General features: G+C 30.8%; 21 protein-coding genes and 7 tRNA genes. 10 read left to right on the forward strand and 18 right to left on the reverse strand.

Annotated features, from left to right (window positions below; translation table 11 throughout):
- The first annotated feature begins 242 nt into the window (after positions 1-242).
- The 4 genes from CLOCEL_RS21655 to CLOCEL_RS21670 all read left to right on the forward strand — a co-directional run bounded on the left by CLOCEL_RS21655 (position 243) and on the right by CLOCEL_RS21670 (position 3,197).
- Positions 243-797: a 2'-5' RNA ligase family protein gene (locus tag CLOCEL_RS21655; RefSeq protein WP_010074354.1), complete on the forward strand. Its 555-nt coding sequence runs from the start codon at positions 243-245 to the stop codon at positions 795-797.
- 136 nt (positions 798-933) lie between these two features.
- Positions 934-1,419, forward strand: a complete 486-nt coding sequence (locus CLOCEL_RS21660; protein WP_010074355.1) for a dUTP diphosphatase — start codon at positions 934-936, stop codon at positions 1,417-1,419.
- 57 nt (positions 1,420-1,476) lie between these two features.
- Positions 1,477-1,920, forward strand: coding sequence for a DMT family transporter (locus CLOCEL_RS21665; RefSeq protein WP_010074356.1), 444 nt, complete (start codon positions 1,477-1,479; stop codon positions 1,918-1,920).
- A gap of 74 nt (positions 1,921-1,994) precedes the next feature.
- Positions 1,995-3,197: a S8 family serine peptidase gene (locus CLOCEL_RS21670; protein ID WP_010074357.1), complete on the forward strand. Its 1,203-nt coding sequence runs from the start codon at positions 1,995-1,997 to the stop codon at positions 3,195-3,197.
- Positions 3,198-3,230: 33 nt separating this feature from the next.
- On the opposite strand, the gene CLOCEL_RS21675 is transcribed toward CLOCEL_RS21670, so the two are convergent.
- The 3 genes from CLOCEL_RS21675 to CLOCEL_RS21685 all read right to left on the reverse strand — a co-directional run bounded on the left by CLOCEL_RS21675 (position 3,231) and on the right by CLOCEL_RS21685 (position 7,166).
- Complete coding sequence (locus CLOCEL_RS21675; RefSeq protein ID WP_010074358.1) at positions 3,231-3,509, reverse strand: hypothetical protein; 279 nt, start codon at positions 3,507-3,509, stop codon at positions 3,231-3,233.
- A 111-nt stretch (positions 3,510-3,620) separates the two neighbouring features.
- A complete protein-coding gene (locus CLOCEL_RS21680) occupies positions 3,621-5,813 on the reverse strand; it encodes a type IA DNA topoisomerase (protein WP_010074359.1) in 2,193 nt (730 codons plus the stop codon).
- Between the two features lie 123 nt (positions 5,814-5,936).
- A complete protein-coding gene (locus tag CLOCEL_RS21685; RefSeq protein WP_010074360.1) occupies positions 5,937-7,166 on the reverse strand; it encodes a competence/damage-inducible protein A in 1,230 nt (409 codons plus the stop codon).
- Positions 7,167-7,638: 472 nt separating this feature from the next.
- Here CLOCEL_RS21685 and CLOCEL_RS21690 point away from each other — a divergent pair, with 472 nt between their 5' ends.
- Genes CLOCEL_RS21690 through CLOCEL_RS21700 form a run of 3 tightly spaced genes read left to right on the forward strand, consistent with a single transcriptional unit; the run spans position 7,639 to position 9,995 of the window.
- Entirely contained in the window at positions 7,639-8,622 is a 984-nt protein-coding gene (locus CLOCEL_RS21690; RefSeq protein ID WP_010074361.1) for a DnaD domain protein, read from the forward strand.
- A complete protein-coding gene (locus CLOCEL_RS21695) occupies positions 8,622-9,605 on the forward strand; it encodes an ATP-binding protein (protein WP_010074362.1) in 984 nt (327 codons plus the stop codon). The genes CLOCEL_RS21690 and CLOCEL_RS21695 overlap by 1 nt, the downstream gene beginning before the upstream one ends.
- 51 nt (positions 9,606-9,656) lie before the next feature.
- Positions 9,657-9,995 (forward strand): hypothetical protein, encoded by a 339-nt coding sequence (locus CLOCEL_RS21700; RefSeq protein ID WP_010074363.1) that lies wholly within the window; start codon positions 9,657-9,659, stop codon positions 9,993-9,995.
- A 186-nt stretch (positions 9,996-10,181) separates the two neighbouring features.
- On the opposite strand, the gene CLOCEL_RS21705 is transcribed toward CLOCEL_RS21700, so the two are convergent.
- From CLOCEL_RS21705 to CLOCEL_RS21745, 9 genes are all read right to left on the reverse strand, one after another.
- Positions 10,182-10,257, reverse strand: a tRNA-Thr gene (locus CLOCEL_RS21705).
- A 9-nt stretch (positions 10,258-10,266) separates the two neighbouring features.
- Positions 10,267-10,343, reverse strand: a tRNA-Asp gene (locus tag CLOCEL_RS21710).
- 5 nt (positions 10,344-10,348) lie between these two features.
- Positions 10,349-10,424: transfer RNA gene (locus tag CLOCEL_RS21715), tRNA-Val, on the reverse strand.
- Positions 10,425-10,428: 4 nt separating this feature from the next.
- Positions 10,429-10,503: transfer RNA gene (locus CLOCEL_RS21720), tRNA-Glu, on the reverse strand.
- A gap of 56 nt (positions 10,504-10,559) precedes the next feature.
- Positions 10,560-10,636 (reverse strand) — tRNA-Asp (locus CLOCEL_RS21725).
- Positions 10,637-10,641: 5 nt separating this feature from the next.
- Positions 10,642-10,717, reverse strand: a tRNA-Val gene (locus CLOCEL_RS21730).
- Positions 10,718-10,721: 4 nt separating this feature from the next.
- Positions 10,722-10,796: transfer RNA gene (locus tag CLOCEL_RS21735), tRNA-Glu, on the reverse strand.
- Between the two features lie 223 nt (positions 10,797-11,019).
- Positions 11,020-11,823 carry a pyruvate, water dikinase regulatory protein gene (locus CLOCEL_RS21740; RefSeq protein ID WP_010074364.1) on the reverse strand — a complete coding sequence of 268 codons (804 nt, stop codon included), beginning with the start codon at positions 11,821-11,823 and terminating at the stop codon, positions 11,020-11,022.
- A 69-nt stretch (positions 11,824-11,892) separates the two neighbouring features.
- The gene (locus tag CLOCEL_RS21745; RefSeq protein WP_010074365.1) at positions 11,893-12,291 is read right to left on the reverse strand and encodes a CoA-binding protein; all 399 of its coding nucleotides are present in this window, start codon (positions 12,289-12,291) and stop codon (positions 11,893-11,895) included.
- 330 nt (positions 12,292-12,621) lie between these two features.
- Here CLOCEL_RS21745 and CLOCEL_RS21750 point away from each other — a divergent pair, with 330 nt between their 5' ends.
- Entirely contained in the window at positions 12,622-13,854 is a 1,233-nt protein-coding gene (locus tag CLOCEL_RS21750) for a BaiN/RdsA family NAD(P)/FAD-dependent oxidoreductase (RefSeq protein ID WP_010074366.1), read from the forward strand.
- Positions 13,855-14,015: 161 nt separating this feature from the next.
- Here the strand turns inward: CLOCEL_RS21750 and CLOCEL_RS21755 are convergent, their stop codons facing one another.
- The 3 genes from CLOCEL_RS21755 to CLOCEL_RS21765 all read right to left on the reverse strand — a co-directional run bounded on the left by CLOCEL_RS21755 (position 14,016) and on the right by CLOCEL_RS21765 (position 16,604).
- Positions 14,016-14,759, reverse strand: coding sequence for an acyl-[acyl-carrier-protein] thioesterase (locus CLOCEL_RS21755; protein ID WP_010074367.1), 744 nt, complete (start codon positions 14,757-14,759; stop codon positions 14,016-14,018).
- Between the two features lie 253 nt (positions 14,760-15,012).
- Positions 15,013-15,195 carry a DUF1858 domain-containing protein gene (locus CLOCEL_RS21760; protein ID WP_010074368.1) on the reverse strand — a complete coding sequence of 61 codons (183 nt, stop codon included), beginning with the start codon at positions 15,193-15,195 and terminating at the stop codon, positions 15,013-15,015.
- Positions 15,196-15,317: 122 nt separating this feature from the next.
- Positions 15,318-16,604 (reverse strand): adenylosuccinate synthase, encoded by a 1,287-nt coding sequence (locus CLOCEL_RS21765; protein ID WP_010074369.1) that lies wholly within the window; start codon positions 16,602-16,604, stop codon positions 15,318-15,320.
- Positions 16,605-16,911: 307 nt separating this feature from the next.
- On the opposite strand from CLOCEL_RS21765, the gene CLOCEL_RS21770 reads away from it, so the two are divergent.
- The gene (locus CLOCEL_RS21770) at positions 16,912-17,976 is read left to right on the forward strand and encodes an HD-GYP domain-containing protein (protein WP_010074370.1); all 1,065 of its coding nucleotides are present in this window, start codon (positions 16,912-16,914) and stop codon (positions 17,974-17,976) included.
- A gap of 188 nt (positions 17,977-18,164) precedes the next feature.
- On the opposite strand, the gene CLOCEL_RS21775 is transcribed toward CLOCEL_RS21770, so the two are convergent.
- Entirely contained in the window at positions 18,165-18,410 is a 246-nt protein-coding gene (locus CLOCEL_RS21775) for a DUF3006 domain-containing protein (RefSeq protein ID WP_242655194.1), read from the reverse strand.
- Between the two features lie 177 nt (positions 18,411-18,587).
- Between CLOCEL_RS21775 and CLOCEL_RS21780 the strand changes: the two genes are divergently transcribed.
- The gene (locus CLOCEL_RS21780) at positions 18,588-19,673 is read left to right on the forward strand and encodes an HD-GYP domain-containing protein (protein WP_010074372.1); all 1,086 of its coding nucleotides are present in this window, start codon (positions 18,588-18,590) and stop codon (positions 19,671-19,673) included.
- Positions 19,674-19,718: 45 nt separating this feature from the next.
- On the opposite strand, the gene CLOCEL_RS21785 is transcribed toward CLOCEL_RS21780, so the two are convergent.
- The gene (locus tag CLOCEL_RS21785) at positions 19,719-20,336 is read right to left on the reverse strand and encodes a 3'-5' exonuclease (protein WP_010074373.1); all 618 of its coding nucleotides are present in this window, start codon (positions 20,334-20,336) and stop codon (positions 19,719-19,721) included.
- Between the two features lie 79 nt (positions 20,337-20,415).
- Positions 20,416-21,747: a replicative DNA helicase gene (locus tag CLOCEL_RS21790; RefSeq protein WP_010074374.1), complete on the reverse strand. Its 1,332-nt coding sequence runs from the start codon at positions 21,745-21,747 to the stop codon at positions 20,416-20,418.
- Between the last annotated feature and the right edge of the window lie 20 nt (positions 21,748-21,767).

The following is a 21,767-nucleotide window of genomic DNA, read 5'->3' on the forward strand; positions in this document are numbered from 1 at the left end:
ATGTTTTCGACATCTTTGTCCTAAAGTTTTTATTCACTATTCGATAATTTAATTACACCACTTTAAATATATATTGGTTAAAAAAGCTTTAAAATTAACACATAATTTATTTTATGAAGAAATACATCTATAGCATTCTATAATATCTCAGGTATTTAATGGATATTTTTTTATGCTTTTGTGCATTTCTGATTATCTATGTTATAATTAGCTTATCAGTAAATTTCGGGGGATTATGAAAAATGAAATACTATTTAGTAGCAATGTTTGATGATAATTCTTATGAGTATGTTGAGGGGCTCCAAAAAAGTATTAATAGAAAGTATAAGCTGTCTAACAACAATACACTTCCAAAACCTCATATAATACTTGATGTTATAGTAGATCCTGATTTAGATAAGTTTGAGGAGATAGTCGAAAAAATTCTAAGACCTTATAAAAAATTTAAAGTTGAACTCAATGGTCTTTCTTATATAGATCAAAACAATAAAAACTTTAATTTTAAAATTGAGAATAAAGGCTATATAATTCGTATAGCTAGGAACATTAATTCCACATTAAAACTTTCAGGCTTTAATGTTAAAGAAATAGAAGACCAGTGGAATCTTCATGTACCTCTAGCAAATAATAACTTAGCTTCTAAAACTCAAAATTCAAAAGAATATACTGCTACCATCGATAAAATTAAAACTCTTACACCGTATACCTTAGCAAAAATAGATAGATTTGAATTATGGAAATCAATAAATAACAAAAAGAAAACAGTAGTACAGACATTTTCTCTTAGAGATTGTTAACAAAAATTCACTGAATATCCAAAGCAAAATATTTTATTTTTATGTAATCGTTTTTGGACTCTTTCAATCTTTTACTAAATTGTATACAATATATTTAGCAAAGATTTAACAATGATGTGAAAGGCGGCTCAATATTATGCAACTAATGAAGTTGTTCGAAATGCAAAAAGATGTAGATTCTTTAACTCTCAAGAATAAATCAATAGAAAATAATTCTTTGACGTTAAAAAAAATGATAGGTTTACAGATTTCTATAGGAAACTTAGCTTCAAGAACTAACTGTTGTGATATATGGAAATCCTCAACTAACTGTGATAAATCACAAATCTTAGAGGATTATATTACAGCATTAAATTACCTTCTTAGTATCGGGCTTGATAAATCTTATGAGGACATCGAAATAAATATACATCCTAGTACTCAAAAGATCGCTGATCAATTTATATCTCTCTATATAGATATAAATGATTTAGTACTCTACACTGGAAGAGATCATTATATCACTCTTCTTGAGGATTTTTTTGCTTTAGGAATCACTATTGGATTTTCATTAGATGAAGTATTAACAGGTTTCAATACTTCAATGACTAGATTAAAAACTGATTATGCACTTGCTGAATAACTTTTATAAATAAAAAGCCACACATCTGGTTACACTACTCTTTGGAGGTGTATCTAGATGAGTGGTTTTCTTTTTGCTGTCATTGCTGGTGTCGCTATGAGCTTGCAGGGGGTATTTAACACCAGACTTAGTGACAAAATAGGCTCCTTTAAAACAACTGTTTTCGTTCAAGGCACAGCATTTATCTTTTCATTAATCGCACTTTTCATTTTTGGATACAATGAACAAGGGAAATTTGGAGACTTAAAGCTTATTAACAAATTATATTTAACAGGAGGTCTAATAGGCGTTTTAATAACTTACACTGTTATTCTAAGTATTAAAAACCTTTCTCCTACAGTTGCAATTTCCTCAATATTAATAGCACAACTTCTTTCTGCTTCATTAATAGATGCCTTGGGTCTTTTTGATACTAAAAAGGTTATTATAAGCGCTAATGAGTTAGTAGGCATATCGATTATGCTTGTAGGTATAGTTGTCTTTAAATTTTTAAAATTTTAAATTAGAAATTTACAATTCACATATCTCTTTATTATTAAATATACTATTAATGAAATACTTCTAAGGAGTCTTCTATGATTAAAAGAAGAAAACTTTCTCCGGTATTGAAAGATTTTATAGAAGATAATCCGCTTAAGGAATATCGGATAATTATTGAAGCAAAATCTTCTATCGATACAATAATAAAAAAAATATCTTCATCTAAGGGAATTGTATTAAAAACAATATCTTCTTTAAATATAATAAGTGCTAAGGTATCTAGTGCTATCATTGATAGATTATGTGAACTTCCAGCCATTGATTATATTACCTTAGATGATACTGCACTCTTGTGTGGTGTTGGAATTCATTCAGCAAATAACGTCTCCTACAAATTTAGCTTACCTGGTAGTGGGAAGGGTATTACTATAGGCATTGTAGATAGCGGTGTTTTCCCTCATCCTTGTCTAACTCGCCCTATAAATAAATTAAGAAAATTTTATGATCTAATTAATGATGTCCCATACCCCTACGATGATAATGGACATGGTACTTTTATAAGTGGTGTAATCTGTGGTGACGGCAAGGATTCTAAAAATATGTATAAAGGCATAGCCTCTTCCTCAAATATATTCATGGTTAAAGCTTTTGATGCCATGGGCAGAGGATATATTTCTGATATACTCTTTGCTATTGATACTATCATTTCCTCTGCTGAAGAGGAAAATATAAAAATATTATGCCTTCCTTTTGAAACTTTAACCTATGATAAACATATAAATTCTTACTTTTATAACATCTTTAATTTATGCAAATCAAAAAATATTATAGTTATAGTCCCATCTGGAAATAACCGAAATCAACAAGACTCTATAAGAGGAATAGCTACACTATCAAATTGCATCACTGTAGGCGGTATAAGTTCATCATTAGGATATACTAACTATGAATACTCCTCCTTAGGTGATGGAAAGTTTAGCAAAAAACCAGATTTCTTAGCTGCTTGTGTAGAAATTACTTCTCTTAATACTGATAAGAATTATGTATCTATAAAAAATGGACTTAAACAATATCCTCATAAACTTGACAAGCCTTATGTAAACTTTACTGGTACATCCATATCCTGTGCCTATCTTTCTGCATTATGTTCGATAATCTATGAAATTAAACCAACATTAACAACTGAAGATATATATAGTCTTCTTATTTTATCATCTCGCCGCATTGATACATTAGGTGATAACCAAGGTCATGGCATTATAAATGTCGAATTGTTATCATCAAATCTAAAAGAATAAGCCAATCCAATAAGGACTGGCTTATTCTTTAGGTTATATTATGTTGATTATTGTTAATATTGCTAGAAACAAAACTACTATTGCTCCCATAGACAATACTACACCTTCAAAGTATCTTCTTTTCTTAAGATTTGAAAATCCTGCAATACTAAAAAATATTATAAATAGAATCTCCCCGATAAGATTCATATATACTCTCACTATTGTGTCTATACCTAAACCTAATAATGCTACAGTAAATAAAATAACTCCAACTAAAAAAATAATTACATTAAACAATGCGAGCGTTGTGTTTTTGCTCTTTTTTGTCACTAGTGATCATCTCCTACTTATATTAATTATACGCTATAGTAATTATAATATATAAATTAACATAATGGAACAAATTTTAACTTTACAGCTTTTTCTTTCAAATAATGAGGCTTATGTCCTATTCTTCGACTCCTGACTATTTAAAAATTCCATCTTCCAGCTAAAATAATCATTATCTTTATTTTTTTCATAGGATAAGCTTGCATCAAAGATATTGCCTTTCCTACTTTTAAGTCCTTTTATAGCAACTTTACCATCTGCAAGCAAAGACATCACCATATCCTTAGTTATTTTCTTTCCCATAGACATTAAAAATTTATCTTCTTTCCAAACTACATATTTACATCCACTTCGCCAATTACTGCACCCAAACCCAATTTTTCCTTCAATTACATCATTACCACAACATGGGCACTTCCCTAGAGATTCACCTTTGACTAATTCCCCTTCATATTGGTTAATCACGTTTTCTTTATCACCTTTAATCTGATTAATAGCATTAGTAGTAAAGTCAAATATCAACTTCAAGAAGTCTTCCTTTTCTACTTTTCCCTTTTCCATATCTGCTAAAGTTTTCTCTAATCGACCTGTATATTCAAGGTCAAAGAGTTCCTGTATAGGAAAAGTTTCTACTAACTTTACTCCTAATTCACTACATATAAGATTTTTTCCTTCAGTGTATATATACCCAATATCCTTAAGCTTCTTTATAGTTTCAGCTCTTGTAGCTGGAGTTCCTATACTAAATCCACTCAAAATTGCGTCCATCATTTGATCACTTTGTTCTTCATCAAATTTTTTACCACAAGTCTCCATAACCCTAAGAAGTGTCTTTTCCGTATGTCTTTTAGGTGGTTTAGTTGAATGTGCCGAAACCTTTGTCTTAATAGTATCTACTTCATCATTGATATTTACAAAAGGAAGTATAGTATCTTTAGATTCTATTTTCTCTACCTTTTTCCATCCCTCTACTATTTGCACCTTACCCTTTGATATAAAAATTCCGTCCAAATCAAAGTTTTTTATTCTCGTAAAAATCTTTGTTTCTTCACTTTCTGCTATAGGCATGAACTGCGCTATAAATCTATTTTTTATCGCACTATAAACCTTTTCTTCATCACCGCTTAAAGTCTTAGGCTCTAAATATGTAGGTATTATTGCGCTATGGCTCTCAACCTTAGAATTATCAAATATTCTCTTATTCTTGATGAATTTTACTTCTTCTTGAAAAGGTAATGATTTTTTTAATGTGTTTAGTACCTTAGCTGCTCTATCCGCAAGACTTTCTTCTAATACCACTGAAGCAGTTCTTGGATATGTTATGTACTTTTTCTCATACAATCCCTGAGCAACTTTTAGAACTTTATCAGAAGTCCACCCTTTATATTTACTAGTTATATAACCTTGTAAGTTTGACAAATTAAATAGATATGGAGGATATTCCTTCTTTTTTTCTGTTTGTTTATCTACAATTACACCTGTGCAACCTTTCATTTTCTTACTTATCTCGTCTAGTTTTTCTCGTTCCTTGAACTTCTCTTGCTCTTTTTCCTGTTCTTTTTCAATATAAGCGCCTTCATATTCTATATTATCTGAGGTTTTGAAAGTAGCATTTAACTTGAAGTAATTGTCTGGAACAAAATTTGCTATCTCTTTATCTCTATCATAAATAATCTTCAAAGTAGGAAGTAAAACCCTTCCTATATTTAATGGATTACCTTTTCCTCTTTGATATTTTAATGTTGCAACAGAAGTTAAGTTTATTCCAATAGTCCAATCTGCCCACTGCCTACTTATACCAGCATCTCTCAAAGATTTCATCTCAGTGTTTGGCTTTATTTTCTCCATTCCCTTTATAACTTCATCTGCTGTCCATTCATTTTGGAGGAGTCTATAAACAGGCTTCTTCACCTTCAAGTAGCCTGTTATTATATCACCAATGATTTGTCCCTCTCTATCATAGTCACAGGCAGAAATGACCATATCTACATCATTTCTGTTTATAAGCTCTTCGATAATCTTTAATTGCTTTTTTGCTCCTGCGTCAGGTTTATCCTTTTTCTTAGAATCATTCTTTACTTTATACTTAAACGCTTTTGGTATAAACGGAAAGTTATCCATCTTCCACTTAGCCATTTTCTCGTCGTAATCTTTAGCATCGTATAATTGAAGAAGATGACCAAATGCCCAAGTTATATAATAGCCGTTACCTTCTAAATAACCATCTTTTCTTATATTGCTTTTTAAAGCTTCTGCTATATTTTTTGCCACAGATGGTTTCTCTGCGATTATCACCTTGCTCATATTTTTCACCTGTTCACTAATTATTTTTACTCGATAGCTTTTATTATAGACGAAAATTCTTTTTTGCGCAAAATTAAGAGTAATCAAATAGTATAAAACTCTTCAATTACCCTTAATCTACTCTTATTTTATAAGATTGCACCTAAGTAAATTAATAACTTCTAATACTGTTCTATTTCTTACCTTTTGCCTATCACCATTTAAATTAAGCTTCTTAACCTTAACTTCACCATTTATGCAGCATCCAATGTAAACAAGTCCTACGGGCTTTTCATCAGTTCCCCCATCTGGTCCTGCGATTCCAGTAGTTGATAAACCTATATTTACTCCAGCCTTCTCTGCGACTTTTTTAGCCATTTCCCTTGCAACTTCTTCGCTAACAGCACCATATTTCTCCAATAACTCCTTGTTAACACCTAAAGTTTCTTCCTTAGCTTCATTGCTATATGTAATAAACCCTTCTTTAAATACCTTTGATATTCCTGGATAGTTTATAAATGTTCCAGCAAGTAATCCTCCTGTACAAGATTCAGCTGTTGCTAGAGTTAGGTTTCTCTCCACTAGAATTTTAGCTACAACTGATTCTAAAGTATCCTCATCTTCCCCATATACAAACTGCCCTAGCCTATCTTTAATAGTATCTATAATAGGCTGCATAATTTTTATCGCTTCCTCTTCATTATTCGCACTAGCAGTAACTCTAAAAGTAATTTCATGTTCCTTGGCATATGGTGCTACAGTAGGATTAGAATTATCCAGTAATTCATCTAAAGTGTCTGCAGCTTGAGCTTCTGGTAACCCGTATACCCTTAAAACCTTTGAAATAAGTGTCTTGTCGGATTTTTTATTTAAGTACATATCCTTAGCTTGCTTAAACATAGCTTTCATTTCCCTTGGCGGTCCTGGAAGCATTATAAGCACCTTTCCTTCATCCTCTATTATGCATCCAGGTGCTGTACCACATTGATTATGAAGAATTATTGCTCCTTCAGGTATATATGCTTGCTTTTTATTACTTTCAGTTACTTCTCTACCTATCCTTTTAAAAATATCTTCAATATTCTTAAGAGCTTCTTCATTAAATTTAAGCTCCTTATTAAAGTATTCTGCGATTACTTCTTTTGTAAGGTCATCCTTAGTAGGCCCAAGGCCTCCAGTAGTTATAACTAAATCTACACTTTTGTATGCATTATCCAAAACTTCCTTAACTCTACCAGGGTTATCACCAACAACACTTTGATGATATACATTAACTCCAAGGGCGGCTAACTCTTGTGATAAATATTGTGCATTAGTATTTACTATATCTCCTAATAACAATTCTGTTCCAACGCATAAGATTTCTGCTTTCATTTTTATCACTCCTTTAATAGCTTAATTATTTAAATTACATATGTCCCAATTAAAAATCTACATTGATTTCATAAACACTATATATATTTAATGTAGAAACATTACCGCAACTTATATACAAAATATTGTTTATAATTAAACAACTAGTCTTTTATGTAATTGTAACATTCTTACTCATTTAAGTGAATAAACTTAACTTCTTTATTTTTACCATAATTAATAGAACTTATATCCATGATGTTCATTAATAAATTTTTAAAAACTAAAACTTCTATTTATATCTGCAAATTATTGTGCTATATTAATTATCTAGTGTATTTGTTATAAAGTTTATACTTTGATATACTTAAATTAATATACAAAACTTGCCCTTGAATGCTACTTACAATTCAAGGGTTTAATAAAGCCTTTACTACAGAAATATTGCAAAACTAAGTCTCACCATGAAACTCTTTAGAAAGGAGATGGATATATGAGTACGTTTATTTTTAAAAATACTACTTCAAACTTTACACCAATAAGCAATACTTTTATAGATAAATACATGGCTAATGCTCGAGGTGAATTTGTAAAGGTCTATATTCTTGGACTTAAATATTGTCTTGGCGGTGAATTAGGTATTAATTCTGCAACGCTTGCCTCTAATCTAAAACTTTTAGAATCAGACGTGATAAATGCATGGCACTATTGGAATGAAGTAGGTGCAATAAACTTAATTCCTGTAGATAATAACGGAAACTACAATATAGAATTTGTAGATCTTGAAAATCAAAATACAAAAGCAAGCATGAGTAACTCTATTAACTTACTAAATGAGCTTAATAATAACTCAAGCAAAGGGATGCTCGAAGAAATACAGAAACTTCTTGCAAGGCCATTATCACCAAAAGAGATGGAAATTTATCTAAGTTGGCAAAAAGATTTTAACTTTACTCCTGAAATGATTCTTCTTCTCATAAATTATTGCGTTAATAAGGGTAAAGTAGATTATAGATATATAGAGAAAATCGCAATATCTTGGATGGAAACTGGTATAAAGACTATTGATGATGTTCAAAGTTTCATAAAGCAAAGAGAAGATAAGTGGCTTGGAATACGAAAAATTTTGACTTATTTAGGAATCAAAGATGCTGATATAATGAAACCCCAAGAAGCACTTCTAGAAAAATGGTTGACCTCTTATGAAATGCCTCTAGATGTCATTTATAGAGCTTGTGATATTTGCTTTGAAAGAATAAACAAAGCAGATTTTAAATATATTGATGGCATACTTACAAGTTGGAATAATGACAATCTTAAAACATTAGCCGACATAGATGCCAAAGATAAAAAGAGTTTTTCAAAAAACTCAAAGCGCGCTACAAACACTAGATCTCAAGGTTCCTTTGGCGATTATAGTCAGCGAACCTATGACTTTGACGAACTTGAAAAAAAATTACTAGGGTGGGATAAATAATGTTTAAGGGTTATGAAAGTGAAATTTCAAAAATATATTCTACTCTTCGGGATAATGAGACAAAAGCACTTAGATCCCGAAAGGAAGAAATTAAAAGGGTTATTCCTGAAGTATTCGAAATAGAGAAAGAAATTTCTAAAGCTTCTATATCATTAGCAATGACCGCATTAAAAAATGAAGGTAATGTTGAAAAGTCACTAAAAGATATAAGAGAAAAAATTACAGACTTAAGAATAAAAGAAGCTGAATTACTTACCTCTAAAGGTTACCCTATAAACTACTTAGAACCCCAGTATACTTGTAATAACTGCAAAGATACAGGATATATAAATAATAATATTCGTTGTTCTTGCTATAAAAAATACATGGTCCACGTTTACTATAAAAACTCTCAATTAAAAGATATACTACGTGAAAATAACTTCGATAACTTTAACATAAATCTTTTTTCAAATCATAAAAGTGATAATGTTCCCGTATCTCCCAGAAAGAACATTGAAAAAATTTGGACTTCTTGTTCTTCTTATGTAAAGAACTTTAAAAATAGTAATGAAAATCTTTTATTTTATGGGGATAGCGGAACAGGAAAAACTTTCATGTCAAATTGTATAGCAAAAGAACTTTTAGATTGCGGATTTCTAGTTGTATATAGGACAGCTGATGAGCTTATTAAAAACTTAAGAGAAATAGTAATAGAGGGAAATAAAGATTTAGAAAAACTACTTATTGAATGTGATTTACTTATAATAGATGACCTAGGAACAGAGCAGAAAACAGATTTCTCTCGTTCCGAATTATTTAATTTATTAAATAAAAAATTATTAAAAAGAAATAAAATGCTTATATCAACAAATCTTTCTCCTGAAGATATATTGAAAAATTATACAGAAAGAATTTCATCTAGACTTTTAGGGAACTTTAATATATTTAAATTCTATGGAGAAGATTTAAGAATAGCAAAAAACCTTGGTAGAATAAATTAACTTTTAATTGCCAGAACCTATATAACTTTGTCATATATGAGAGGTCTACAAGTGAAAAAGAAGATTACTGTTCTATTTTTCTTTTATTTATTACTATTAACCTTAACTGATTGTCCACGGCAACTTAATAGCATACAATTAGATTATCCGCCCAACGAAATAATTCATTTGCCTTGTATACCAATTGAGATTAAGTATAATGGATTAACATATATAGTACAAACTGATAAAAATCAAATTGACAATATAGAAGAAGAGATAGGTGTTACTGAAGATATAAGATTCAGAACATTTTCTTTGAAGCATAATGATGAAAAAAAAGCCATAGCAATACTTATACGTGAAAAACCAACTATATACTATAGAGCCATTATAAAATATATTTTATAGGTCAATTATAGGTTAAAAGACATCTCATTTGGAGATGTCTTTTGTTCTAATTATATTAATCTACATTTGTACTATTGCTTAAAGAAACAAACACTCTATTACTAACTAAAAAATTACTATTGAAATTATTTATGAGAAAATTAAGTTTTTACACAATAAAAAAACCTTGAAACATATTCAAGGTTTTGGTGCTGGCAACAGGACTTGAACCCGTAACCTGCTGATTACAAGTCAGCTGCTCTACCAATTGAGCCATGCCAGCAAAAATAAATGGCGACTCAGAAGGGGCTCGAACCCTCGACTTCCAGCGTGACAGGCTGGCACTCTAACCAACTGAGCTACTGAGCCATATATGGTGGGAACAACAGGGATCGAACCTGTGACCCTCTGCTTGTAAGGCAGATGCTCTCCCGGCTGAGCTATGCTCCCATAATGGTGACCCCTAGGAGAATCGAACTCCTGTTACCACCGTGAAAGGGTGGTGTCTTGACCGCTTGACCAAGGGGCCTTATTGTAACCATTTATTCTTTTATTAAATTTTTCACATTTTCATCATTATGAAAATGGCGACTCAGAAGGGGCTCGAACCCTCGACTTCCAGCGTGACAGGCTGGCACTCTAACCAACTGAGCTACTGAGCCATATATGGTGGGAACAACAGGGATCGAACCTGTGACCCTCTGCTTGTAAGGCAGATGCTCTCCCGGCTGAGCTATGCTCCCATAATGGTGACCCCTAGGAGAATCGAACTCCTGTTACCACCGTGAAAGGGTGGTGTCTTAACCGCTTGACCAAGGGGCCGTAATACACATCCAGACTTAGCGATGTAATAAGTTCTTTTTTCTCCCATGGAGAATTTATTTTTTATTTTGTACTCGTCGCTGAGCACATTTAATATATTACACGAGGATTCATTAAGTGTCAACATGTTTTTCAAAAATTTTTTTATTTTTTTTAATATTAGTTTTTTACTCGAAAAAAATGAAGAAAACTGAAGTTTTCTAGCAGTTTTCTTCAACTATTTTTATTTTTTATAACCTAAGGTTTCCATAATAATTAAAGCTGTATCTTCAATTGCTCTAGTAGTAACGTCGATTACTTTACACCCTACCTTTCTCATAACCTTATCTGAGAAATCAAACTCCTCTAATATTCTTTCTGCATTAGCATATTTTACATCTGCAGATAAATTTGCAAACTTATCTAACCTATGCTTTCTTATATCAATAAGATGGAGCGGATCTATGGTTAACCCTATTATCTTCTTTTTATCAATTTCAAATAACTCTTGTGGTATAGGGACTTCTGGCATAAGTGGTACATTTAAAGCTTTTATCCCCTTATTAGCAAGGTACATACATAAAGGCGTCTTTGATGTTCTAGATAAACCTACAAGAACGACATCTGCAAACTTTATTCCAGAATCATCTCTAGAATCATCATATTTCATGGCAAATTCCATAGCCTCAATTCTTTTATTATATTCTTCATCCATTTGCCATACTGCACCTGGAGTATATTCCGGCATCATATTTAAAGCCCTTGAAATCATACTTATAGACGGTCCTAAAATATTTGTTATTTTTATTCCCATTTCAGAACACCGTTGTATAAGAAATTCACTTACATCAACTTGTACAATTGTAGATATTATAAGACATTTATCTTTATCCTGAATTTTGTTAAAAAAATCTTTTAGATCTTCAACCTTTTTAAGATAAGGAACTCTTATTACATCTACTTCCTCCTTAAATTGACATGCCGTTGCCTTAGCTACTTGCTCAGCTGTTTCTCCAATGGAATCTGATACTGCATAAATCGTAAACATAAAATCTCCCCCGCTTTCTAAATCATAAGTGTTTCAAATTGCCGTTACATATAAATTTAAAATAGTGAATCAAACCCTTAAAGTTGCGCTATTTGAGAAATATACAAGTGCACACCCCTCTATTGCTATGATACCATTGTTCCTACAAAATTCCAATATATCACCACTAGCCGCTCCTGGTTGTATTAACACTTTATTTATTCCTAATAACTTAGCTTCCTTAATGATTTCTAATCCCTGAATCGAATTTATACATAAATCTATTACTTCTATTTTGTCATCTATACTTGATAAATTATTATATATAGTCCCTTTAGTATCTCTTGGATTAACACCAAAAACAGTATACCCTCTAGCTTTAAACCTTTCATATATCTTATTTGCATACTTATTAGGATTTAAAACATCTCCAACAACAGCCCAATTCTTATAATAAAAAAATACGTCTAAATCTTCTTGTATATTCATCTGTATTCATCCCCTTGTTTTGAGATATAGTATATTAACTTAACCTAGAACTTTGCTATATATTAAAATTCTATAATCTCCTATAATAATTCATTTTGGAACTCCAACTATAAAAACTACGAATATTTTAATATTCATAAAGTAAAGATATTACCTTTTTTATATTAGTTACTCGTAATACTTAACAGCATTATTTTGAATACTCGTATAGGATTTTTCCTTAGTTATATATTATTATATCCTTGGTTCATATAAATATTTATCAAAATTATGTTGACCTTATCTTTATTTAGGTTAAAATACCATTATAAAGCTATAAGGGGTGGTTTTTTGTATCACGATATCATAATTATTGGCGGTGGGGCTTCTGGCCTTTGCGCTGCTATTACAGCTAAAAATATGGGTATGGACGTAGCAATAATAGAAGGTACTGATCGAATAGGGAAAAAAATTTTGACTACTGGAAATGGAAGATGTAATATAAGCAATAAACATATTACACCTGAAAGATATCACAGTAATAACAAAGGTTTTCCTAACTCAATTTTAAATAAATATAATCTTCACTATACTTTGGACTTTTTTTCGACCCTTGGTCTACCAATAATAGAATCTGATGGGGATAAATTATTTCCTATGTCGCTTCAAGCTTCTTCGGTAGTGGATATTTTTAGGCTTGCTTTAGATGATCTTTATATACCAGTTTATAGCAATATTCTAATATCCAGCATCAAAAAAGTTAAAAATAATTTTAACTTATCAACAAAATCAGGTAACATATACACAGCCAAAAAAGTTATACTTGCTTGTGGTGGAAAAACGCTTCAAAAAACCGGATCTATTGGTATAGGCTATTCCTTAGCAACTTCCTTAGGGCATAAAGTAACAAATCTTCAACCAGCGATCGTGCAACTTAAATTGAGTTATCCACATTTAAAAGCTCTTTCAGGAATAAAATTTGAAGGTTCTGTGGATATCTTTGTTGATAGTGCGTTTAAACGAAAAGAATTTGGTGAAATCCTATTTACAGACTACGGTATATCTGGTCCGCCTGTATTACAGATTAGTAGAATTGCATCTTTTGCTATATCAGAAAAAAAACACTGTAAAATTGAACTAGACCTAATGCCTAATTTTTCTGAAGATCAGCTTATAGATTTCATCGAAAATAGGCTTGCTTTATTCAGTTATAGAAGTGTGTATACTTGCTTTATTGGTATTCTAAATAAAAAACTTATTACTACCTTTCTCAAAGATTGTGGTATTGATAATATCCATTCTCTATGTTCTGATTTGTCTTGGAAAAACAAAGAAAAGCTTTTTGCTAATTTGAAACACTGGTCATTTACAGTTAGTGATCATAATTCTTTCACAAATGCTCAGGTTACTGCTGGCGGGATAGATACTATGGATGTAAATAGAGAAACTCTAGAATCATTAATAGTTCCGAACTTATTTTTCTGTGGAGAGATCCTTGATGTAGATGGAGATTGTGGAGGTTTTAATCTTCAATGGGCTTGGAGCTCAGGTTTTGCAGCTGCTTTTGCCGCATCCCAAAACTAATATAAATTTCTTAATTGAAACCTTATCTTATATCAACAGTGAAACTTTCGATAATTTAGAAAAAATATTGAGCTAAAACTCTTTTTCAATCTTTATTTCAAAATAAAAATAAAATTCTCCGTAAGGGCTCTCAGTGCTTACAGAGAATTTTATTTAATCAATTATTTTACCCATTGATATTCTATTTGAGCTGCTACTTTTTCTCCTACTTTTATTACATGTAAGGACGTATAGCTTGTTTCATTTTCTATCAACTGGCAAACGCTTTCTATTTCTTCACCATACATAATCTCTTTTTCATATTTAATATTCATTGTCTTTAAACTATGATCTTTTATAAATTCGATTGGTAATGTATCTATGCTCCAATCTAAATATTTTACATTATTAACATGTCCGTTGGTGTCTATATCACTATATCTTATATGATATTTCTTTTCATGGGTAACATCTTTTAATTTTTTTGGTTTTGGCATTTTGAAAGTTTCATTTGTTTCATCAAATGTACCATAAACATCTATATCATCTTTTTCGATCTTAACAAATGTTCTTTCCTTTAAATCTAATATCATAAATGTAGTATAGTATTTTGCTATCTCATCTCCATTGCTATCTTTAACAGTAAATTCTCTATAAGCAAAAAATTTATTAAATCCTTTTGCCTCAGTGAAAATGGTTATTTTCTCTTTAAATTCTGGTAGTCTTTTTATTTCTAGGTTAGATTGTATCAAAATCCACCCCTTATTATTTTGTAATAAATAATCTACCCCTACCCCTAATTTCTCTGATTGTTCAGTTGATACTTCCATTATCATGTTAATTAATTCTGAAGGAAATAATCTTTTATTAAAATCACATACACTATACATTACATAAAAATCCTTAGAATAAACATAACCACCCATTGCTACATCTCCTAACCATTTTTTAATTTTTATACCTTTATAAATAATGCAATAAATATTCAAAATATTTTATCGTAATATATATAAACTATTTTACACCAAATTGCGACTCTTTTCTATATTTTGGTTATACCATAAAAATCATATGCTCTTTCAGTCAATTTGTTAAGACTTTTTATTATCTAATAACTTTTAAAAGTCTTAGTATAAATAAAAAGCAGTTGAGATTTCTCAACTGCTTTTAAGTAACATATTATTTGTTTATTGCGTCTATTAACGTATTTATGTCAATACCATGAACCATAGCGCCTTCTTCTAATGTTTCCATTTGTGAAGATGGACAACCAATGCAATGAAATCCGAAACCCATTAGAACTTCAGCAATTTCTGGTTTTACTCTAAGAGCTTCTCCAATTGTCATGTCCTTAGTTATCATACTACTCAACCTCTTTTCAAAATTTGATTTACTTTATATTATATTATATCTAATTTTGAATGTTTGTAAACACATTTTATACTAAAAAGGTATAAAATGCTTCAGCTTACGTTTAGGCTTTACTATAAAGTATCAACTCTCATAGTTTGATCTCTTTTTGGACCGACTGAGACAATTGAAATCTTAGCACCTGTAATTTCTTCTATTCTCTTTAAATAAATTTTAGCATTAGGATGAAGCTCATCAAAACTTCTTGCAACTGAAACTGAATCATCCCAACCTTGGAATTCTTCATATATCGGTTCACACTTAGCCAAATCTTCAAGACTTGCTGGTATATAATCTATTATTTTATCACCAATTTTATATCCTACACATATCTTAAGTGATTCCATACCTGCCAACGTATCAATTTTTGTTACGGCAAAACTAGTTACTCCAGATACTCTAACAGCTTGTTTTAATATAACAGCATCAAGCCAACCACATCTTCTAGACCTTCCAGTGGTAACTCCATACTCATGCCCCTTTTCTCTTATATATTGACCAAGTTCATTATCAAGTTCTGTTGGGAATGGCCCTTCCCCAACTCTTGTGGTATAAGCCTTCGCTATTCCTACAACACTTTCGATCATATTTGGGCCTATTCCAACACCTGCTGCAACCCCTGTAGCAGTAGTATTTGATGATGTTACATAAGGATATGTTCCATAATCTATGTCTAAAAGGTTTCCTTGAGCACCTTCAAATAATATGTTTTTATTATTCTTTATTTCATCATATACTCTTACAGAAGCATCACATACAAATTCTCTAAGCTTATCAGCATAATCTAAATATTCGTTATATATCTCATCAAATTTAAAAGGTTCTTTGTTGTAAACTTTAGTTAAAAGTGCGTTTTTTATTTCTAAATTAATCATTAATTTTTCTTTAAAAACTTCTGGATTCATAAGATCACAGATTCTTATTCCAGTTCTTTCAGCTTTATCTGTATAGCATGGTCCTATTCCTTTACCAGTAGTTCCAATACTTTTCTTTCCTCTGAAAGACTCAATAGCACCATCTAAAGCTTTATGATAAGGCATGATGACATGAGCTCTATCACTTATTAAAAGCGTTTTTGCTGTTATTTTAACTCCTAATTCCTTTAAGTAATTTATTTCCTTAAGCATATCCTTAGGATCTATAACAACACCATTTCCAAGTACGTTTAATTTATCTTCATATAGGATTCCTGATGGAATTAGATGAAGTTTATACTCTTTATCACCAACAACTACAGTATGTCCTGCATTGTTTCCACCTTGGAATCTCACAACTACATTGGCATCTTCAGCAAGATAATCTGTCATCTTTCCTTTACCTTCGTCACCCCACTGTGCACCGATAACAACAAAAGTAGCCATTTAAATTCCTCTCTTTCATCATAGCTTTGATATCTTTTAACACATATGATTTTATCAAAGCAATATAACATAGTCAACCAAATCACGAATATTATTGTCAATATAATAATTATACTTCGTAGTTATTAATAATATATCTATTTATTCCATTATTAAGATTATATAAATATCCTACATAATTATTGAAACATATATATCATATTTTACTTAGGTTTTGAATATTTATTACGATAATGTATATTGTAAGCTATTTTAAAATTGTTTTTAATTTAATTCAAATAACAATTCCGCTGTGAGGTAAATAATTATGAAATTAGTTTTTTTAAGTAATCTTATAGGCAATGAAATTTTAGCAAAAGATATACATGATCCCCAAGGAGCAACTTTATTAAAAGCAGGCACTAAAATAACTAAGACATATATATCAACATTAAAAGGTTTAGGTACATTTTTTATATATGTTGAAGATAATGGTTCTCAGGAAGCAAAAGAAGATTTAAAGTTAAAAGGAATAAAAGATAGTGTTCTTGAAACTCTTCCAAAAACCTTTGACAATATATCTGTAAGAGATTTTACTGCAACAAAACAAGCTGTAGAAAGTATCGACAATATTACAGAATATATATATCACGAGGGAACTCTTAATACAAACTTATATGAATTAAAAACTTATGATAATTATACTTACATTCATGGTATAGATACTGCAATGATGGCCATATTTTTAGGTACGAAACTAAGATTTGACAAGGATACTTTAATAGAATTAGGATTATCAGCATTATTACACAATATTGGAAATCTAAAGATTTCCCATGACATATTATACAAACAATCAAAATTAAGCACTGATGAATTTGATGAAATAAAAAAACATACAAAATATAGTAGGGAAATCCTTGAATCTGCTGGTTGCTTCTCTAACAGAATAATTGCAGGAGCTGCTCATCATCATGAAAAGTTTGATGGTACAGGTTACCCTTATGGGCTTACAGGTTCTTATATATCACTTTTTGGAAGAATAATAAGCCTTTGCAGTACATTCACTGCAGTTTCTTCAGATAGACCTTATAGAAAGAGATTTGAGCCTAATGATGCTTATGAACTTATACTATCTAGAAGTGGTACTCATTTTGACCCTAGATTAGTACAACTTTTTAAATCTACATTCTCAATTTATCCACTTGGGTCAATGGTTCAACTTTCTAATGGAGATCAAGGCTATGTAGTTAGACAAAATCCTAATTTTCCTGATAAGCCTGTAGTCTCAATTGTACGTTTAGATCAAGGAAACAAAACAGTATCCTCTCACGAAATCAACCTTGCTCAAACTATAAATGTAGTAATTACTAAAGCCCTTGAAAGCATCTAATTTATGCTCACTTACTAACAAGCTTAAAAATATGCTTTCTATTGTATAAAAGTTCCTTAACAAAATTTGGACTACACAAATGTCTTAATTATCTTAAATATTTAAGCAAATATTGCTTTATAATATAAGTTTTAAAGTTAAAGAATCCAACTCACTTTCTTTAACTATTTTTTTGTTCGTTAAACTCTTTATTGAAACATATCCTTCATAAGTTCTTCAATTTCACGTTTTCTCTTTTCTGTTTCAGCTTTATTTAAAAAAATCTTATTGTCTTTAAATATTAATACGTCTCCTTCCTTACTTCCTGCAGGAATATCTAATATCCTAACGTCTCTCATACTTCCATTTTCCATCTCAACAACGCAAAACTCACCTTCAAATCTATCAATTATTCCAGTCATTATATCATCTCCAAATTCCAACTTTATTTTCAAGGTATCTTTAATTTATTTATATGCTTTTTTAAATTTATTTAACTTTAAATTATAACACATAAATGGTATGTAAAACTAGTAATTTAATAATAAATTATATCATTTTTTATTGTTGCCTTAAAGTTACAATGATATAATTTATTATATACATCATATTTTTTTGGGGGGGATTACTTTATGCGATTAGTGTTTTTAACCAATATACAGGACAATGAAGTCCTTGCAAAAGATGTACTAGACAATAACGGTATACCATTATTAACAGCAGGTACTGAAATGAGCCACTCATATATAACATCATTAAAGAGAAAAGGTATCTTGTTTGTTTATGTAAAGGATGATGACCTTTCTGATATTAAGGAAGATATAAAACTTAAAGAAGCAAAACAACATGCAATAGAAACTTTACCAGAAGCATTTAATTGTATTGCATCTAAAGATTATATGGCAACTTCTAAACTAATTGAAAGTATAGACGTTTTAGTTAATTACATTGAAGAACAAGATAATATAAACACAAGCTTATATGAAGTAATGTTATATGATGACTACACATATATACACAGTATAGATACTGCCATGATGGCAATTTTTCTTGGTAAAAAATTAGGACTTGAAGGGAAAGAACTAAGAGAACTCGGGATTAGTGCTTTACTTCATGATATAGGTAAAACCCAAATCCCCCATGAGATAATATCAAAAAAATCAAAGCTATCCGATGAGGAATTTGAATTAATAAAAGAACATCCTACTTTAGGTAAAAAAATTTTAGAAGAAGCTCAATGTTTCTCTCATAAAATACTAGCTGGAGTTGCTCATCATCACGAAAGGTATGATGGTTCTGGTTATCCTTATGGTTTACGTGGCAAATATATATCTGAGTTTGGTAGAATTATATCAATATGTGATGTATTCACAGCCGTCACTGCTAACCGTTCTTATAGAAGCCGTTATGAACCAAACGAAGCATATGAACTTATGCTGTCTGGTAGTGGCACGCTTTTTGATCCTAAGATAATAGAGGTTTTTAAAAGATATGTATTTATCTATCCTCTAGGTTCATGTGTTAGACTGTCTAATAGCCAAGAAGGCTACATAGTAAAACAAAATCCTGACTTTCCAGATAAACCAATAGTGCGAATTTTATTCGATGGAAAAGAGGATACAGAATCAAAGCCATACGAAATAGATTTATCAAAATCAACTAATATAATTATTACTTCCATAGTAACAGGAAAAGATGACGAGCTAATAGCACAATAAATAAAAAAAGAATCTAGCGGAATGCCGGATTCTTTTTTATATTTTCTATTTTTTATCCTTAATATACTTTGTGAAATAATACGGTGGTATAAATTTTTTCTTAATTCCCTCAGTAATTATTAAGTAAGTTGCTGTTGTATCAAATCTGGCATCATGAAACCTTCCACTTCCACCAAATAACTCTCTAGTTTTCTCATACATAAAAGTTTCATCTATATTTAAAAACTCAACAACTTCTGCTAGCTTAGGATTTTTAATATCACCATTTTTTCCTCGTATTGCACAAATCTCTTTATAATACTGCATGGCACAAAAGTCCATTTTAGGAATGTAGTTAATTCCTAGTCTATAAAATTCAGCAACTAAAAATTTTATATCAAAGTTGACATTATATCCTATTACTAAATCACAATCTACGAAATCATTTATAAACTCTTCATATAAATCAGAAAATTCACACCCATCGCTTAGTTCGATTAAATCTTCTACACTAAATCCATGTATAGCTTCCGCTGATGGTTCAATATCTTCTACACTAAAGAAAAAGTTTTTCCCCTCTACTTTTTGAGGCTTAGTATCTGTAGTGACTTTTATATAACTAAGCTGACATATTTGACCTGGTTTTAAACCTGTTGTCTCAGTGTCAAAAAATATCATATTCATTTCTTCACACCCTTAAAATAATATATTCTGTTAAATCTTCTACTTCAATAATAAAGATATCACATTCTTGACACATAAACTAGCCTTGTTGCATAAAAGGTTCTGGATCTATGAACTTTGAATATTGTCCAGCCCAATTTAACTTAACAGTCCCAACTGGACCATTTCTTTGTTTTGCTATAATACATTCAGCTACACCCTTGTCTTCTGATTCTTTATTATAGTATTCATCTCTATAAAGAAACATAACAACGTCCGCATCCTGTTCTATTGAACCAGATTCTCTTAGGTCAGATAACATAGGTCTGTGGTCTGCTCTTTGCTCTGGAGCACGTGAGAGCTGAGATAATGCTATTACTGGGCATTGCATTTCTTTAGCTAATGCCTTTATGGATCTAGAAATTTCAGATACCTCTTGTTGTCTACTCTCACCACTACCACTCATAAGTTGAAGATAGTCTATAAGAACCATATCAATACCATGCTCTAATTTAATTCTTCTACACTTAGACCTCATTTCCATAACACTAACCCCAGCTGTGTCATCTATAAAAATCTTAGATGCTCCTAAAGGCCCAGCAGCCTTAGCTATATTATCCCAAGACTTATCATCCAAACTTCCATTTCTAAAAGCAACCATATCAATATTTGCTTCTGCACAAAGGAGCTTTTGTACTAATTGCTCCTTAGACATTTCTAATGAAAATATTACTATACTTTTATTTTCTCTAATAGCTGCATGCTGTGCTAAGTTAAGTGCAAAAGTTGTTTTTCCCATAGAAGGTCTTGCAGCTATTAGTATCATATCAGATTTTTGGAAACCTGAAGTCATTCCATCTAGTGCTGTGAACCCAGAAGGTACTCCTGTAAGACCTCCACTATTATTAGCTACATACTCTAATTGCTCAAAACTTCTTGATAAAACGGACGCTATAGGTTCATAATCATTTCTCGTTTTATTTTGAGCTATATCAAATATTTTCTTTTCTGCTGAATCCATTACTTTCGCTACATCATTTTGCTTTGTATAACTATCTTCTGTGATCTCATTGGCTACCTTTATAAGCCTTCTTAATACAGCTTTATCCTTAACTATCTTTATATATGAATGGACATTAGCAGTACTAGCAATAGATGTGGAAAGAGTACTTATATAGCTTATTCCTCCAGATGCCTCTAACTTATCTGTTGACTTCAAATGTTCAATTAAGGTTATCATATCTATAGGAATATCTCTAAAAAACAATTCTACTATACCTGTAAAAATAACCTTATGACTTTCTCTATAAAAATCTTCTGCAGATAATTCTTGTGCTGCTTCTGCCGTTGCTTCTTTATCATTAATCATTGATGCGAGGACAGATTGTTCTGCCTCTATATTTTGAGGTAATGTTCTTATTTGTCCTTCCATCTTTATCTCTCCTGTATTTA

The organism is Clostridium cellulovorans 743B (assembly GCF_000145275.1).
Classification (GTDB): Bacteria; Bacillota; Clostridia; order Clostridiales; family Clostridiaceae; genus Clostridium_K; species Clostridium_K cellulovorans.